This window comes from Blautia sp. BCRC 81119, assembly GCF_003184505.1.
Lineage (GTDB): Bacteria > Bacillota > Clostridia > Lachnospirales > Lachnospiraceae > Blautia_A > Blautia_A fusiformis.
Window position 1 is genome coordinate 84,751 of record NZ_QJHD01000020.1, and the last position, 16,801, is coordinate 101,551.

The following is a 16,801-nucleotide window of genomic DNA, read 5'->3' on the forward strand; positions in this document are numbered from 1 at the left end:
TATCTTTTGTGATATATCCGCGTTTTTTATGTCAGTTTTTATGTCATGGAAAATTATTTCGTAATGTTCCAATGACAGAGTATTACAAAAAAATTTCCAGGAGTATAAACATGATTTTTCCTATAAAAGCCATGATATTTGATGCAGATGGTGTCCTTCTGGACTCGCTTTCTGTCTGGAAGGAGCTTGGAAAACGATATATTACAGATCTGGGATATCAGCCGGTTGCGGGAATGGACGAAATCCTTTTTTCCATGAGTATGGAGCAGGGAGCGGCCTGGCTGAAAAGCAGGTTTACTCTTGAGTATTCCGAAGAAAAGATCGTGATGGATCTGAAAGCCCGGATCCGCAAATATTATTTTGAAGAGGTCCCGGCAAAATCAGGTGCCAGGGAGCTTCTTCAATGTCTTGCAGAACAGAAAATCCCGGCTGCGGTGGCAACCTCAAGCCCCAGGGAACATATCTGCCGGGCGCTGGAAAGAAACGGACTTCTTTCCTTTTTTGATAAAATCTATACCACCAGTGAGATCGGAGAAAGCAAACATTCTCCGAAGGTCTATTTTACAGCAGCAGTAGCACTGGGATCGGAGCCATCCCGGACGCTGGTTGTGGAGGATTCGCTCTACGCGTTGCAGACTGCCGGAAAAGCAGGATTTCTGACTGCCGGTATTTATGACGCATTGGGAGAACCGGATCAGGAACAGCTGAAAAAGGATGCCTATATCTACTGTCGGGATCTGACAGAGTTACAAAATCATATATTCACAGAAAATGGAGGAAACCAAAGATGAAAACAGCATTAACCATCGCAGGCAGCGATTCCAGCGGAGGAGCCGGGATCCAGGCCGATATTAAAACCATGATGGCAAACGGAGTATACGCCATGAGTGCCATCACCGCACTGACTGCCCAGAACACCACCGGTGTCACAGCTATCCAGAATGCAACCGCAGAGTTCCTGGGTCAGGAGCTGGACTGTATTTTTACGGATATCTTTCCGGATGCAGTAAAGATCGGAATGGTTTCCGAAAGTGATCTGATCCATATGATCGCAGGAAAACTCCGCTGGTATCGGGCAAAAAACATCGTGGTGGACCCGGTTATGGTTGCCACCAGTGGTGCAAGACTGATCAGCGAGGAGGCGGTGGATGTTCTGAAGGAGGAACTGTTTCCTCTTGCAGATCTTCTCACCCCCAATATCCCGGAAACCGAGGTGCTTACCGGACGGAAGATCAAAAGCGCCGATGATATGATCGAAGCTGCAAAACAGGTTTCCGAGCAATATCACTGTGCAGTTCTCTGCAAGGGCGGACATAAGCTCAATGATGCCAATGATCTTCTCTATGTAAATGGAACATATCAGTGGTTTGAGGGAAAAAGGATCGACAATCCCAACACCCACGGAACAGGATGTACTCTTTCCTCAGCCATCGCTTCCAACCTTGCAAAGGGATTTTCCATGGTGGAATCTGTAAACCGTGCCAAGGACTATATTTCCGGAGCCCTTGCTGCCATGCTGGATCTGGGAAAAGGAAGCGGCCCTATGGATCATGGCTTTGCGATAAAGAACAGTTATACAGAGGAGGCATAAGATTATGACAGTTACAGAACGTATCACAGCTCTTCGAAAACAAATGAAGGAAAAGGGAATCGATGCTTATCTGGTTCCGACCGATGATTTTCATGGTTCTGAGTATGTTGGAGATTATTTTAAATGCAGAAAATACATCACTGGATTTACCGGTTCTGCCGGAACTGCCGTGATCATGCAAGACATGGCCGGACTCTGGACAGACGGAAGATATTTTATCCAGGCTGCACAGCAGTTAGAGGGAACGCCGGTTACTCTGTTTAAGATAGGAGAACCGGACGTACCAACGATTCACAAATTCCTGGAAGAAAATCTGAAAAAGGGAATGTGTCTCGGCTTCGATGGCCGTACCGTAAGCGCAGAAGAAGCAGAGACGCTGGAAAAAATCCTTCAGAAAAAACAGATACGTTTTTCTGTAAATGAGGATCTCATCGGAAATATCTGGGATGATCGTCCGGCACTTTCCTGTAAACCGGTAATGGAATTATCCGAAAAATGGGCCGGAAGGTCCAGAGCAGACAAAATCCGGGAAATCCGCAGCAAACTGAAAGAGAAGGGGGCAGACCTCTTTATCCTCACTTCTCTTGATGACATTGCATGGCTTTTAAATATCCGCGGAAATGATATCCACTGCTGCCCGGTAGTTCTTTCCTATCTTGTGCTGGATGACAGCGAGCTCCGTCTTTTTGCCAATGAAAAAGCCTTTTCGGATTCTGTTAAGGAAGCACTTTCCAAAGACGATATTGCCATTTATCCATATGATGATATTTACACCTATGTACAGACGATCCCCGAAGAGAAAAAGGTATATCTTTCGAGAAGCAATGTAAACAGCCGACTGGTCAGCAGTATTCCGAAGCAGGTAACGATCCTGGACGGTGAAAATCTGACCCTTCTCCCAAAAGCCATCAAAAATGAAACCGAAGTCCAGAATGAAAAGACTGCCCACCTCAAAGATGGCGTTGCAATGGTGAAGTTTATCCACTGGCTGAAGAAAAATGTGGGAATGAAGAAGATCACCGAGCTTTCCGCTGCTGATAAGCTCTATGAATTCCGTTCCGTACAGGAGAATTTTCAGGGAAACAGCTTTGATCCCATCATTGCCTACGGTGCACATGGAGCCATTGTCCATTACAGTGCAACAGAAGAAACCAATATTCCACTGGAGCCAAAAGGACTGGTTCTGATGGATACAGGCGGACATTATCTGGAGGGCACCACTGATATCACCCGCACCGTTGTACTTGGCCCGGTTACTGAAAAAGAAAAAAAATATTTCACAGCAGTACTCCGTGGACACCTGCACCTGGCAGCAGCAAAATTCCGTTACGGCTGTACCGGCCTGAATCTGGATACCCTGGCCAGAGGACCTCTCTGGGCTATGGGAGAGGATTACAACCACGGAACAGGCCATGGCGTAGGTTATCTTCTCAATGTACACGAAGGACCGCAGAGCTTCCGCTGGAAAAGCCCTGCCGAGCTTCCGGCTCCTGTTCTGGAAGAAGGAATGATCACCTCCGATGAACCGGGATATTATGCGGAAAATGAATTCGGCATCCGTCACGAAAATCTTGTAGTCTGCAAAAAAGCTGAAAAAACATCCTACGGCCAGTTTATGAAATTTGAGCCACTGACCCTGGTACCATTTGATCTGGAAGGTATAGATCCGGGACAGATGGAAGCAGGAGAGCGCAAATTGCTCAATCAGTATCATGCCCTTGTATACGAAAAAATTTCCCCATATCTGAATGAAGAAGAGAAATCCTGGTTAAAAAAAGCCACACAGGAAATATAACTCGGAATTCACTTTAATATTTCATTCCGGCAGATACCTTAAGAAATATAAAATCATTTCCGGGATAAGAATAAATCCTGACAGGGAGGTACTTAACGCCTATGAAAACAGAAAATATCATTAATCACTACATCGATCTCCACGCACATCTGGACGGCTGCATTACCCCAGAGATAGCCAGAAGACTTGCCGCATTGCAGCAGATCACACTTCCGGCTGCAACAGATGAAGAGCTTCTTTCTCTCCTTTCTGTACCGGATACCTGCGAAAATCTCAATGATTTTCTGAAATGCTTTGACCTGCCTCTTTCCCTTCTTCAGACAGAAGAGGCATTGGAAGAAGCTGTTTATCTTATCCTTTCTGAAATGAAAGAAGACGGTGTGATCTACGCAGAACTTCGTTTTGCCCCACAGTTCCATACACAGAAGGAAATGACTCAGGAAACAGCGATCCATGCTGCATTACGTGGTCTGAAAAGAGCTCCCATCCCCGGTAATCTGATCTTATGCTGTATGCGCGGTGATCTTAACCAGAAAGAAAATCTGGAAACTCTGGAGCTGGCAAAAAAATATCTTGTTGAAGATGGCGGCGTGGTTGCTATCGATCTTGCAGGAGCCGAGGCACTCTTTCCAACAGAAAATTACGAGGCACTTTTTGCAAAAGCAAGAGAATATCAGGTTCCATTTACCATCCATGCAGGCGAGGCCGGAAATGCAGAGGATGTAAAAACAGCTGTCCATATGGGTGCGGTCAGGATCGGCCATGGTGTGAGGATTGCAGGAAATAAGGAAGTGATACAGCTTGTAAAGGATAAGGGGATTTTTCTGGAAATGTGCCCTACAAGCAATCGCCAGACAAAAGCTATGGAAGAAATGTCTGCTTATCCGCTGAAAACATTTCTCGAAATGGGACTTAAGGTAACCTTAAATACCGATGATCCGGCGATCGAAAGAACAACCCTTTCCCGGGAATTCCGATATATGGAATCTCTGTTAGATCTTACCCAGGAGCAGAAAAGGCTGTTGCTTCTGAATTCTGTGGAGGCAGCCTTTACTTCCAGGAACAGAAAATGGAAACTGAAAGAACAGCTTCTTTTCTGAACTGTATGAAAACTATCAGGCGAAAGGATAGCCCTGGACACCAATTTTGAACTGGAGCATGAAGATATGAGCCGTTTTTTTATTTCCGGGAATGGCACTGCACTGTCGCATGTATTGGAATGATCATAAAGAATAAACAGGACATCCGGATAGAAAATTTCTCATTACCCCATCTTGAACCCAAAATCCTTTTATGATAGAATTGAAAAATTATGTTGAGACGATACGAATTAACCGATGAAGAATGGATCCGTATAGCTTCATTACTGCCGCCTGAAAATTCTGGAAAACAGGGATGCCCACAAAAATGCAGCCGGACAATTCTGAATGGAATTGTTTGGATTGCTCGTAGCGGAGCTCCATGGCGAGACCTTCCAGAACGTTATGGCTCCTGGCAAACGGTTTATTCCCGTTTCCGTAAATGGATTGAAGACGGCACCCTTGATAATATTTTTCGTGTTTTGAGCTTAGAAGCCGAATTAACAGAACTGTCAATGGACGCTTCTATCGTCAAAGCTCATCAGCATAGTGCTGGAGCAAAAAAAGGGGGCCTCCAAACGAAATCGGACACAGCCGTGGTGGAGCCAGCACAAAAATCCATGCAGTTGTAGATGCATACGGTTATCCGGTTTATTTTATGATCCGTGAAGGGCAGCGTAACGATATCAATTACGCAATCCCTTTGCTGGATCATGTCAATCTAGGAAATGAGAGTACAGCTAATTGAATGAATCGAAAGGCTGTACTTTTATTTTAACTATAAAAGTTCTGGACAGCTACACTATCTGTAAATTATAACATATTATGCATCAGCTGCGATACAGGTATTTCCACAACAGTTACAAAAAGATGGTGAACCGGACTGAATCCACCATCTTTTTTCTTTATCTTCTGTTATTAATAACCTCTCTCGCCATATCTGCAAGTTCTCCGGCAGATAATTTTCCATCTATTTGCAGCAAATCATACTGGATGCCATCCTTATTCCAGTTAACGCTTTGAACCTGACTGACTTCAATCTGAGAAGCACTGTCATTGTAACTGAATATAACTTTTCCACTGGACTGGTCTTTTTTATCTTGTTCTGTCAATTCGTAATCATTTGATACCACTTTATTTATATAATGTACATAATACAAATTTGTTCCATTTACAGTGGCAATAATATCACCTGACGGAGTAAGTTTTGAGTTAAATTTCTGCTGTGCAAACGATACAACATCTCCATTCTTCTGATAATCAAAGGACACAGATTTAAAATTCTCAATTACATTTGCATTGCTATCCTTAAAACTGTTTTTTATAATATTGCCCTTTTTGAAGCAGTACCCGTTCTCAAAGGTATCAATCAATACCGGTCTATACCCAATATCCTTTGTAATCTGTTCTGACGTTGGAAGAGATGTATAATCAGCACGTGATGCAGATGAACCTGTCCACATTGAAATCTTTCCTGTTGCTGCCATAGCCGTAACTCCAATTGTAAGTGTTGCAGCTATCAACAAAGGTAATATTTTCTTTTTTGATCTCATAGTCGTTTGCTTCCTTTCTGTATCTGCGAAGTCAAGTTTTGCATAAACTCTCTGTCTGACATTCTCTGTATCAATATCAAGAGCATTGCAGGAAATATCTGCCTGTTTTTGTATTCCCAATTCTTTAAGCAAATTTTTTCTTCTCATAATTTTTCCTCCGCATCCGATAACATTTTTCTGAGTTTTCTTTTTCCTCTTGAAAGTCTGGTCTTAACTGTAGAAATATTAAGTCCCATTGCTTTTGAAATATCCTTGATTTTTTCATCAAATTTATACCGCCTTACAAAAATCTCGCTGTCAGGTTCGCCAAGGCTCATAACTGTTTCCCATACATAATTATTGTGAAAATTCTCTTCCATGAAATTTTTGCCATCTGACAGTTCAATATCTTCAAGAGATGTATGATCCATCTTTCTGTTTATCCGTTTCAGAGCAAAATTCCGGGCAACAACAGCAAGATATGACCGTAATGTACCTTTCTGCAAATCTATCCTCCCGGTATTCTTCCAAAGTACAACAAACACATCTGCCACAATTTCTTCAATATCCTCTTTCGGCAGTGAATTGCCGGTCATATGATACAAAACAGTACTCAAATACGGCGTATAAATTCGGATTGCTTCATCTATTGAATTTTTTTCTCTGTTCCTGAGACGCTGCAAAAGTTCTTCTTCATCTGTCATATCAATCCTACTTTCTTTTTAATATTTTCAAAAATTAAAAGCTTTTAACCTTTACATTCTTATATATCCTGTCAAAGAGCAAAAAGTTTCATTTTTGGAAAATTACGATATTGATACACCACTTTACAACTTTTTCATAAAAAAATATCGTACAGGACTTTCTGATGTATAATGAATTTGGCATAAAATATTACAAAGGAAAGTGAACCTGTACGGCAAAAACATTATACAGCGAAAAAACACTGATAGGCAGACTTCAGCAATATTTTTTGATCTATTTTGAAACTTTTTCTGTTCCGACAGCAGATACCTTATTTCTGCTGATATTATCTATACTGAGCCGCACACAACGGTTCCAACTATCTGAATGGACACTGCTTTGTGAGTGTCATGCTCTGCGTACCTGTCTGGAATGGGGATAAAGTATCTCATCTTTCATTGCACATATACAGAGAAACTGGGTGAGAAAACAGTAAAAGCATATCGGATTGATCTTAAGCAGTATTTTGTTTTTGTTGTCTGTGAAGAGCAAGACAAAGAGAAACTTGAGGAATATATTACGGAATTACATAAAAAATACAAACACAAACAGAACAGAGATTAAAAAAGTGGATATTTCGTTGGCAATGGAAGAGGCAACGGAAAAAATACTTTTATGAGAACCGATTTCCTTTCCGATGCATCTAATTAGTGTAAAAGTAAACATGAGTGGTAATCCAGCTGGACAAAAGGAGAAGACAAAGTTATGACAAAAGATGTATTTATTAAGGAGGTTCGGGATGCAGAAGCCATGCTGTATCATATATCAAAGTCCATTCTGAAGAATGACTCTGATTGTGGGGATGCTGTGCAGGAAACAATTCTTAAGGCATATGAAAAACTTTCCACTTTAAAGAAAGAAAAATATTTCCGAACATGGATCACAAGGATATTGATCAATGAATGCAAAGGGATTCTTCGGAAAAGAAAAAATGTTATTCCATATGAAGAATATATGGACAATATGAAAATGACTGAGGAGGACAGATACAGTCATTTGTATATGGCGATTATGGAACTTCCGGAGGATCTGAGGGTTTTGGTAACATTGTATTATTTAGAAGGATTTTCCTTGAAAGAGATCAGTGAGGCTCTGGATATTCCGGAAGGAACGATCAAAAGCAGACTTTCACGTGCAAGAGAGTTTTTGAAGGTGCAGTTATCCGAAGAAGAGAAAAGACCGGCAATTGGGAAAAACAGCAAGCAATTAAAGAGAATAACAGGAAAGGGGAAAATGTCATGTTAGAGAAGAAATGGAATAATATCGCACCGGAAGTACCACAGGATTTTCATAATAAATTTGAAGATACACTAAAACAGATTGAACAGGCGGATTCAGTTGATAAAAAATACAAAAGAAAAAAAATCAGTGGACGATTATTGATTGTAGCAGCAGTAATCTGTACTGGTATGGCTGTCACTGTGGCTGCAAAAGAGTTCTTTAAATGGAGTGATTACCTGGTGAAAAGACTGAATCCATCGGAGGAACAGCAGGAGACACTGCAGGAATCAACTTATATTCAGAATATAGACCAGTCTGTAACACAAAATGGTGTGACGGTTACCCTGACAGATTCTATTCAGGATCAGGGATTCCTGTATGCTTTTTTTGAAGTGAAAACAGATGACAGTATTTCTATGACTGATCATACTTCTTTTGAGGAGATGACACATTTTAAGATCGATGGAAAAGAAGTATATGCAGTGGACGATAACAGATTTGGAAGTTTCAATACTGGGGTAGGACAGGATGTGTTACTGAAAACAGATCAAAATTCTGCACATCTTAAATATTTTAACGCCTGTATATCTTATGACGGTGATTATGATCTGAGTAATAAAACAGTAGAAATCACATTAAAGAATCTTACGGAGGAAGGAGATTATGATACGACTGTTATTACAGATGGAACATGGGATTTTAAATGGACTCTGGGTGCAGTAAAGCCTCCGACAACTCTGGAAGTGAACCGGAAATGTGATTTTGGAGGTTATGAAATCACAGTGAAAAAAATGGAAGTAACGCCCCTTTTATGGTCATTATATCTTGATTATGATGAAGCTATGAAGGTGTATGAAGATGAAAAAAACAAATTTGAGTACGCAGGTACGGATTATGGCATGGATCTTTATGCCAGAACTAGTATTGACCAGGTGCGTTATAAAGATGGAACGGTTTTAACACTTGATAGGACCATGGGAGGCATCGCTGGCGGTGGAGAAAAACAGGATAAGGAAAATGGTGTCATGATCATCAGAAACAGCTTCCCGCAACTGGTTGATGTAGATAACCTGCAGGCGGTACATTTTGGGAACATTGACCAGTGGCTTGAAGTGCGGGAATAAAAGTTTTTTCGGTGATACAGAAAAATCCTCCCATAATTAGAGAATGAGAAAATACAAAAAGAACCGATACAAGGTCTTTGCAAGACTGATATCGGTTCTTTTTGGCTAAGTCTGCCAAGCCCATTACCTTTAGGTGATGGGTAGTTGACTAAATATAGGCAACCGTACAGTCGGAAAAATGACTCTGTAACAAAAGACCGTTTTTCCGGCTTTTCATTTTATCAGCAGTGAGGCATTCATACCGTTTGAAAATCTGTGAGATCTGAGTCATTGGGGTATGTCATGACGGGTAATCAAATATATGACATAGATTCTGCAATTGTAGAAAATGGGATTGACTTTCTAAGTCTACAGATGTAGAATTAGAGATGATTTCTACAAAAGTAGAAAAAGAAGGGAGAACACAAGCTGAGGCGCAGACTCACAGACCATTATGATTACGATGTGACCATGTGGGATTCACTTGTGATAAAAAAGTTGCTGCAGCGTATAAACTACATCAAATAGATACGGAGGATAAAATGTGCGGAATCTGTGGATTTACAGGTTACAGACAGGATCAGAAGACAGTAATTGAAAGGATGATGAAAGCCATTGAGCATAGGGGTCCGGATAGTGAGGGCTCTTTTTGCAGGGAGAAGATTACGCTGGGCTTTCGAAGACTTAGTATTATTGATTTAGAAGATGGGCAGCAGCCTATGGAAAGTGCGGACGGAAACCTTCATATTGTTTTTAATGGAGAAATCTATGATTATAAGGAACTGCGGGCAGAACTTGAGGCTTTCGGCATTTCTTTCTGTACCCATTCTGACACGGAGGTTCTGATAAATACTATTCAGCTGTATGGGGAGAAGGCACTGAATAAGCTCAGGGGAATGTTTGGGTTTGCTGTATGGAATGAACAGGAGCAGAGTTTGATGCTTGCAAGGGATTTCTTCGGAATTAAGCCTGTGTACTATGCCGAAATAGATGGACACTTTGTATTTGCTTCTGAAATTAAGAGTATCCTTGCATTTCCAGGCTATGAAAGGAAAGTAAATCAGAAGGCACTGGAGCAGTATTTGTCATTTCAATATTCCCCTCTGGAAGAAACTTTTTTCAGGGGGATTTATAAGCTTATGCCAGGTCATATGCTTTTATATAAAAACGGAAACTATGAGATAAAGACTTATTTCAAAACAAAGCTTGCACCAGGCCAATGGGACCGTAAGACGAATATGGAGCAGCTGCGGAATGAGCTTGCAGAGAATTTAAAGGATTCAGTGGAGCACCATATGTTAAGTGATGTGGAAGTCGGCGCGTTTTTATCCGGGGGAGTGGATTCCGGTTATCTGGCTTCTTCCTCTGGTGCAGATCAGGCATTTACAGTGGGATTCGATGAGGGAGACCGATATAGTGAAGTAAACAAAGCTGCCAAAGTGGCAGAAAAAGCAGGTTTGAAACACCATGTGAAAATCATATCCAAGCAGGAATTCTGGGATGCCCTTCCAGATGTTATGTATCATATGGATGAGCCCCTTGGGGATGCTTCCGCCGTTGCACTCTATTTTCTCTCAAAAGAGGCGGCAGGTCATGTCAAGGTTGTTCTTTCCGGAGAAGGAGCAGACGAGCTTTTCGGTGGATATAATATTTACAGAGAACCGGAATCACTGAAAAAAATTGACTGGATTCCATTTGGTGTCAGACGTGTAATTGGAAAACTGGCTGCAAAGCTGCCGGATGTGAAGGGACGGGATTTCCTTATCCGTGCAGGAATGAACGTGGAAGAACGTTTCATCGGAAATGCATATATTTACCGTGAAAAAGAGAAAGCGCAGATTTTGAAAAATAAAGTAACAGGACCTTCCACACAGGAATATTTAAGACCATTTTTTGAAGAACTTGAGTCAGAAAACAGAGGATCACTTCAAGACATGGAAAAAATGCAGTCTGTAGATCTGAGATACTGGCTTCCTGGCGATATTTTGCAGAAGGCAGATAAAATGAGCATGGCACATTCATTGGAAGTTAGGGTACCATTTCTGGATAAAGAAGTTTTTGACTTTGCAGCCAAGCTTCCGAAAGAAGCCAAGATTGCAGCGGGTACAACCAAATATATTTTCCGTAAAGCTGTTTCCCAATTCATACCACAGGAAACCGATGAACGTAAGAAACTTGGTTTTCCAATTCCAATCCGTGTGTGGCTGCGGCAGGATGACTGGTATCAGATGGTAAAGGAGTTATTTACCTCGAAAGAAGCAGAAGAGTTTTTTCATACAGATAAGCTTCTTTTACTTCTGAAAGAGCACAAAGAGAAAAAGGCAGATAACAGCCGTAAAATCTGGACAGTTTTGACATTCCTTATCTGGTATGATAGATTTTTTGCTACATGTTCGAAGTGAGAGAGTTGGTTATGAGACGGTAAAAATATAAATATACGAAAAATCCGTTGACAATGGTATTTGGGATTTTTATGATAAAACTCTATTTGTTTGTATAGAAACTTTCGGATTATTGGAGGAAGAGTTTAAGGAGTATGTGGGTGGAAATCTGAAAGATTTTACGGTTTTGGATGCTTTCGACTCATTGTTCTTAAATGGAAAGGCAAATCAGGAAGCGCAATTTCAGCAGTTTGCTTCCTTGGAAATCCACAATTGCAGTCTGTGGCATCTAGTAAAGGAGTTATATTACTATCCTGTATATTTGTTGGATTTATTCTTTTGTTACTTTACAGAGAAACATTTGTTCATCTTAGCATAATTTACAGAAGAGAAAAATATAGTGCAGGTAGTAGTGTAAGAAATGTGATCGAACCAAAAGACCTTGGGATGCAGTCCGATTGTGACGATGCATGTAACTGGGATGATAAGGAGAATATTTATGATTGAAGCTGTAGCAGTACTTCTTTTTTTTATAGTTGCAGGGACTCTATGGGGGATAATAGAAACTTTTAAATATAGGAAATTTTTTTCAAAAGACTGTGAAAACGGACAAATCTCCACTATTAAAGCGTACCGAATAAAGCGACGTGGATCCTGGCGGATTTTTGGTGACCGTATTCTAGATGAAAAATCGTTTCTGGTAATGAGGGAAAAGGAGTCAAAGTTAAAAATTCATTAATTCAATAGCGGGGTATTTTAAATGGCTGAACAAAATGTTTTTAATCTGATGCAAAACGATGAGATTGGGCTGTTGTGGAAAAAGATATATCAATTACATCAAAAAACCAAAATTTATCTACTTACAGCCGAAGAAATATCAGAAAATGGGGATGCATTGATTCAGCCATTAAAAGAGCACCGGGATGCATATGATCATATTGTAAGGATTTTTGCAAGCACAACCAAAAAAGTGCCGGAAGGATACGATTACTATTCTTATATCAAAGGAAACCTTGAGAAAGCATATGGACATGAGTATCGTGCTTTTTTTGATACGGCAGACTGGCTTGCATACAATCTGCGGCATAATTTAAGAGAGCGCATAAATGCGATTCCATATAATAAAAGAAATCAATTAATCCCAAATCGCAAAGAAACAATCAAATTATTGAACCAATACCCATTTGAAATTTCTAATCTACGAAATGACAAGGATATAGTAAAAGAGTCTGATTCGGATGAGACAATAAAAGAATATGAAAATTTGCTTAGGCAATTAATAAAGTTATATAAAGAAATTGATTCAATTTGATGTTGATACTAAAACAATTAATAGACTGATTGATCGTCGAAAGGTATCTGTTTGTCCATATCAGTGATATGTTACTCCATAAGGATAGTTCAGGAATATGTAGAATATTACACTTGCAAAAAAAATCTGAGTGCAGAAGTGGCAGACCTTTTTTACAAGTGTAATACGGTTTTGCTTTCAAGAGCGACTCAACGACTTGAATAATTGTGCGTCACATTCTCGTTATTTCAGTGATGAGTTAGACGTGCAAATCTTTTCTAAAAAATACAAATAGAGGGAGTTTTATTGGACTAAATATTTTATAACAGCAGTTGCAGCCGGTATCTCATGATATATAAAATGAGAATATCGGCTGCTTTTCATTACTTTTACCCCTAAAAGGTAATCTTCTGAAAATCAAAACTGTAGTTTGGATCTCAACTGAAAAAATTTAAATTTTTTTGTTACCATCCACTATTTTTTACGATATATAATATGAATGGAAATATTTTTATTCAAAAAGGCGCCTTATCTGTTGCTGGTCAGATTATGGACAGTGACTTTTATCTTAAAGAAACCCGGAGGACAACCTGTAAATGAATGATGATGAAATTATAAACCTGTTTTTGAAAAGAGATGAGAATGGAATTATAGAATTGAGTACTAAGTATCATCCCTATTGCTACAAGATTGCCTGGAATTTATTGGCGAATAGAGAAGATGCCGAGGAATGTCTGAATGATACCTGGTTTTCGGTATGGTCACAGATTCCTCCTACGCATCCTCCTGTATTGGCACATTTTTGCGGTCGGATTACAAGAAATCTTAGTATTGACCGTTTGAGAAAAAAGTTTGCAGGCAAGCGCCCGGATGTTCATATGGCAGATGTTATGGATGAAATGGAGCAGCTAAATGTAACTTATACAGTGGAAGAACAGCTGGCAGAAAAAGAACTGATGGAAACCATAAATCGTTTTTTGGAAGAAATGTCTCCAAGGGACAGAAATATTTTTGTACGAAGATACTGGTTTTTAGATCCTGTTTCTGCAATATCCAAAAGACATCATATGTCAGCGGGAAGCGTGAAAATGAATTTATACAGAAACCGGAAAAAGCTGTTGAAACTGTTGGAAAAAGAAAGAGGACGTATATGAAAAAATTTGATTTTTCAAAAGAATTTGGTAATATTGATCCGAAATATATAGAGGAAGCAGAGCGGGAATGGAGTGAAAAAAGGGAAAACCGGAGACCAAAAGGGTGGAGCAAAGCAGCAGCTGCCTGTGTGATCGTCACCTTGGGTTCTGTTATCTTTTCTAATCCACATATCCAGGCTGCAATAAAAAATATTACATTGTCCATAGGAGAAACCCTTGGTTTCCCAAAAGGTATTGAATCTTATACGGAAGTGTTGAATACCTCTAAGGAAGACAAAGGAATTACTGTAACATTAAAAGAAGTTGTTCTGGATAAGGGGGTTCTGTTAACAAAGGTGCATGCAGAAAAAACATCTTCCGGGCAAAAGGGCACGGATGATATCCAGGATGCCTGGACCTTTGCCAATACACAGCTTGACATTGATTATCAGAAAACTACAATAAATGGACAGAAAATTGAAGAATACGAAAGCGGACACTATCTGCCATATTCGGACGAAGATTTGCTAAATACTGGACTGGATGAAAATGTCTATGATGCTGTTCTGGAATCTCGATTTTCCCTTGATGGTGATTTGGGAGAAAATCCGGAAGTACATTTGGTACTCGGCGCCTATCAAAATGAAAATCTTGGCGAAGATTATTTTGCAGAGTTTGAGTTTGATTTTTCTATTCACCATGAGGAGCTTATGAAACAGACAGTTCATAAAAAGCTGGAAGATGTTTCTGTTAAAACAGAAGAAGGAACCGTAAAATTAACAGACTTTTCCATGAATAAACTGCAAAGTATAATTAAGGCAGAAATTCCGGAAGAACTTGAGGAAAAGCTGTATAATGGTAATGAGATGATGCTTATGGGGACAGACAGTAAAGGAAATCAGGTACAGTATGAACTGCGCAGTAATTCGGCAGATGGTAAATCTCAATGGAGTTTTAAAACCAGTTTCTGGGGTATGTATCAGCTGGATTCTGACGGCCCGGTTCTTTTGCTCCCGGATATTGACAGCGATTATCTGGAATTACAGCTTTATACCAGAGAACCTTACATGGCTGCTGCAGACACTGTCTGGGTTGATGACGATTTTGTAGAAATTGGTGAGACTACAGAAGAGGTAGAAGAGGTTCCGGAGGATACCTTGGAGGAAAAAAATCCGTCAGATGCAGAGGATCAGGTTGAAACTCAAATTATCGGAGGGGCAGATGCTCCCACAGAAGTAAGGCTTCAAGACGATACAGACCAGAAAGAAAATACCGACGCAGCAGATAAAACGGACGAAGATTACGGAACCGAAGAAAGCACATATTATGATGGAGCTACAGGTGAAATCACTGCAGAATCCGGTTGGACACCTGTCGGGGATAAAATAAGGATTCAGATTAGGTAGAGAAACGTGAATCTGTTTTCAAAAATCCTATGTCAAAGAAGCTTTGCATACCTGTTTTTTCACTGTAAAAGGTAAATTGCTTTTCATTTGGCAGAAATTTTTATATAATCCAGGTGAGAAAGCAAAACCGATTGGAAGAACAGGAGCAGAGCAATATGAACATTGGAACGCAGATATTAAAAATACGAAAAGAAAAGGGACTGACCCAGGAGGAATTTGGAAAAATATTTCATGTTACCAGACAGACTGTGTCTAATTGGGAAAATGAAAAGAGCTATCCGGATCTGCAGATTCTCATAGACATCAGCAACCGTTTTGATATTTCTCTCGATGTCTTAATAAAGGAAGATGTCAAAATGGTAAAAACCATGGATAAAGAAAGAGTGCTTGGATCATTGAAACGGGAAAAGTCTGTTATTGACTTTTTTACAGGTGCAGGAACTGGAATTGTAATTAGCTGCCTGTTTTCAGCCGATACAATGGCCAGAACGATTACCATTGTATTAGGCGTGGTCATGATCGGAATTGGATGGTATCGCGAAGCAAAATATGACAAAAGATTGTTCAGATATATGAATGATGAAGAACAGTGAGGTGGAGAATATGAAAATCTGGCGTGAACTGTTAGGCTATGTGAAATTGATTGTAATAGTAGTGGCAATTACCCTGGTTATCAATAATGTTGTTTTGATTAACGCAAAAATCCCTTCACCCTCCATGGAAAAAACACTTATGGTGAAAGACCGCCTTTTCGGCTTTCGGCTTGCGTATGGAATCAATCTTAATCTGTTCGGTTATGAAATTTCTGAAAAGTTCAAGGACCCGGAGCGATTTGATATTGTAATATTCAAATACCCAGATGATGAAAGCCGTCTTTTTATCAAAAGAGTGATCGGACTGCCGGGAGAAGTAGTGGAAATTAAGGATGGGAAAGTTTACATTGATGGTTCACCCACTCCATTGGATGACTCTTTCATTCCGGAGAAAATGATCGGAAGTTATGGTCCATATACAGTTCCGGAAAACTGTTATTTCATGCTTGGTGACAACCGGAATGATTCGAAGGATTCACGTTCATGGAAAAATAAATTCGTGCGATTTGACCAGATTGTGGGGAAAGCTGTTGTAAGATACTATCCATCTTTCAAGTGGTTAGGATAATAAGAAACGCGAATATCAGTGGCTTATTAAGCACTGGAATATTCGCGTTTTTTATTTGATAATGGAAGTCGATTTTTGTCCTGTCTTGTGTATCCCAAAAGTGCCTGTTTTACAGGCTTTCCGGGGTATCAGTCATTTTGTCTGGTATTGTAAAGCAGTGTCAGATTTGTCGTAAATGTCGTAAATTTGTGGTCAAAAAATGATGAGAAATGGAGAGTGCTAACAAAATGAAACTAACGTATACGAAGTAAGCGTCAAATAAAACAGTGTATAGAAAAATAACCGTCAGCCTTTTATACTAAAAGGTCAACGGTTATCGACAGAATTCTTTTACAAGAGGATTCCAAGGCAGATAATCATCCAG

The 16,801-nt window shown here is 40.0% G+C and carries 16 protein-coding genes; 14 read left to right on the top strand and 2 right to left on the bottom strand.

Annotation, left to right across the window (positions count from 1 at the left end; all coding sequences use genetic code 11):
* Window positions 1–110 precede the first annotated feature (110 nt).
* The 5 genes from DMI82_RS12760 (at window position 111) to DMI82_RS12780 (ending at window position 5,097) form a co-directional block, all read left to right on the top strand.
* Window positions 111–791 carry an HAD family hydrolase gene (locus DMI82_RS12760; protein WP_158293339.1) on the top strand — a complete coding sequence of 227 codons (681 nt, stop codon included), beginning with the start codon at window positions 111–113 and terminating at the stop codon, window positions 789–791.
* Window positions 788–1,591: a bifunctional hydroxymethylpyrimidine kinase/phosphomethylpyrimidine kinase gene (gene thiD / locus DMI82_RS12765; protein ID WP_110103533.1), complete on the top strand. Its 804-nt coding sequence runs from the start codon at window positions 788–790 to the stop codon at window positions 1,589–1,591. The genes DMI82_RS12760 and thiD overlap by 4 nt, the downstream gene beginning before the upstream one ends.
* Before the next feature lie 4 nt (window positions 1,592–1,595).
* Window positions 1,596–3,386 (top strand): aminopeptidase P family protein, encoded by a 1,791-nt coding sequence (locus DMI82_RS12770; RefSeq protein WP_110103534.1) that lies wholly within the window; start codon window positions 1,596–1,598, stop codon window positions 3,384–3,386.
* 101 nt (window positions 3,387–3,487) lie between these two features.
* Window positions 3,488–4,486, top strand: a complete 999-nt coding sequence (gene add / locus DMI82_RS12775; protein ID WP_110103535.1) for an adenosine deaminase — start codon at window positions 3,488–3,490, stop codon at window positions 4,484–4,486.
* 212 nt (window positions 4,487–4,698) lie between these two features.
* Window positions 4,699–5,097, top strand: coding sequence for an IS5 family transposase (locus DMI82_RS12780; protein ID WP_227574064.1), 399 nt, complete (start codon window positions 4,699–4,701; stop codon window positions 5,095–5,097).
* A gap of 273 nt (window positions 5,098–5,370) precedes the next feature.
* Here the strand turns inward: DMI82_RS12780 and DMI82_RS12785 are convergent, their stop codons facing one another.
* Together DMI82_RS12785 and DMI82_RS12790 are read right to left on the bottom strand one after the other, a co-directional pair.
* Complete coding sequence (locus DMI82_RS12785; protein WP_110103536.1) at window positions 5,371–6,165, bottom strand: hypothetical protein; 795 nt, start codon at window positions 6,163–6,165, stop codon at window positions 5,371–5,373.
* Complete coding sequence (locus tag DMI82_RS12790) at window positions 6,162–6,701, bottom strand: RNA polymerase sigma factor (RefSeq protein ID WP_110103537.1); 540 nt, start codon at window positions 6,699–6,701, stop codon at window positions 6,162–6,164. Before DMI82_RS12790 ends, DMI82_RS12785 begins: the two co-directional genes overlap by 4 nt.
* 745 nt (window positions 6,702–7,446) lie before the next feature.
* Here DMI82_RS12790 and DMI82_RS12800 point away from each other — a divergent pair.
* The 9 genes from DMI82_RS12800 (at window position 7,447) to lepB (ending at window position 16,437) form a co-directional block, all read left to right on the top strand.
* Window positions 7,447–7,986 (top strand): RNA polymerase sigma factor, encoded by a 540-nt coding sequence (locus DMI82_RS12800; RefSeq protein ID WP_110103538.1) that lies wholly within the window; start codon window positions 7,447–7,449, stop codon window positions 7,984–7,986.
* Entirely contained in the window at window positions 7,980–9,086 is a 1,107-nt protein-coding gene (locus tag DMI82_RS12805; RefSeq protein ID WP_110103539.1) for a DUF4179 domain-containing protein, read from the top strand. The genes DMI82_RS12800 and DMI82_RS12805 overlap by 7 nt, the downstream gene beginning before the upstream one ends.
* A gap of 521 nt (window positions 9,087–9,607) precedes the next feature.
* Window positions 9,608–11,467, top strand: a complete 1,860-nt coding sequence (gene asnB / locus DMI82_RS12810) for an asparagine synthase (glutamine-hydrolyzing) (protein WP_110103540.1) — start codon at window positions 9,608–9,610, stop codon at window positions 11,465–11,467.
* A 478-nt stretch (window positions 11,468–11,945) separates the two neighbouring features.
* Complete coding sequence (locus tag DMI82_RS12820) at window positions 11,946–12,185, top strand: hypothetical protein (RefSeq protein ID WP_110103542.1); 240 nt, start codon at window positions 11,946–11,948, stop codon at window positions 12,183–12,185.
* A 21-nt stretch (window positions 12,186–12,206) separates the two neighbouring features.
* Window positions 12,207–12,758, top strand: coding sequence for a hypothetical protein (locus tag DMI82_RS12825; protein WP_110103543.1), 552 nt, complete (start codon window positions 12,207–12,209; stop codon window positions 12,756–12,758).
* 575 nt (window positions 12,759–13,333) lie between these two features.
* The gene (locus DMI82_RS12830) at window positions 13,334–13,891 is read left to right on the top strand and encodes an RNA polymerase sigma factor (RefSeq protein WP_110103544.1); all 558 of its coding nucleotides are present in this window, start codon (window positions 13,334–13,336) and stop codon (window positions 13,889–13,891) included.
* Window positions 13,888–15,276 (top strand): DUF4179 domain-containing protein, encoded by a 1,389-nt coding sequence (locus tag DMI82_RS12835; RefSeq protein WP_110103545.1) that lies wholly within the window; start codon window positions 13,888–13,890, stop codon window positions 15,274–15,276. Before DMI82_RS12830 ends, DMI82_RS12835 begins: the two co-directional genes overlap by 4 nt.
* Window positions 15,277–15,431: 155 nt before the next feature.
* Entirely contained in the window at window positions 15,432–15,869 is a 438-nt protein-coding gene (locus DMI82_RS12840) for a helix-turn-helix transcriptional regulator (protein WP_110103546.1), read from the top strand.
* A gap of 10 nt (window positions 15,870–15,879) precedes the next feature.
* Window positions 15,880–16,437, top strand: a complete 558-nt coding sequence (gene lepB / locus DMI82_RS12845; protein ID WP_110103551.1) for a signal peptidase I — start codon at window positions 15,880–15,882, stop codon at window positions 16,435–16,437.
* Window positions 16,438–16,801 lie beyond the last annotated feature (364 nt).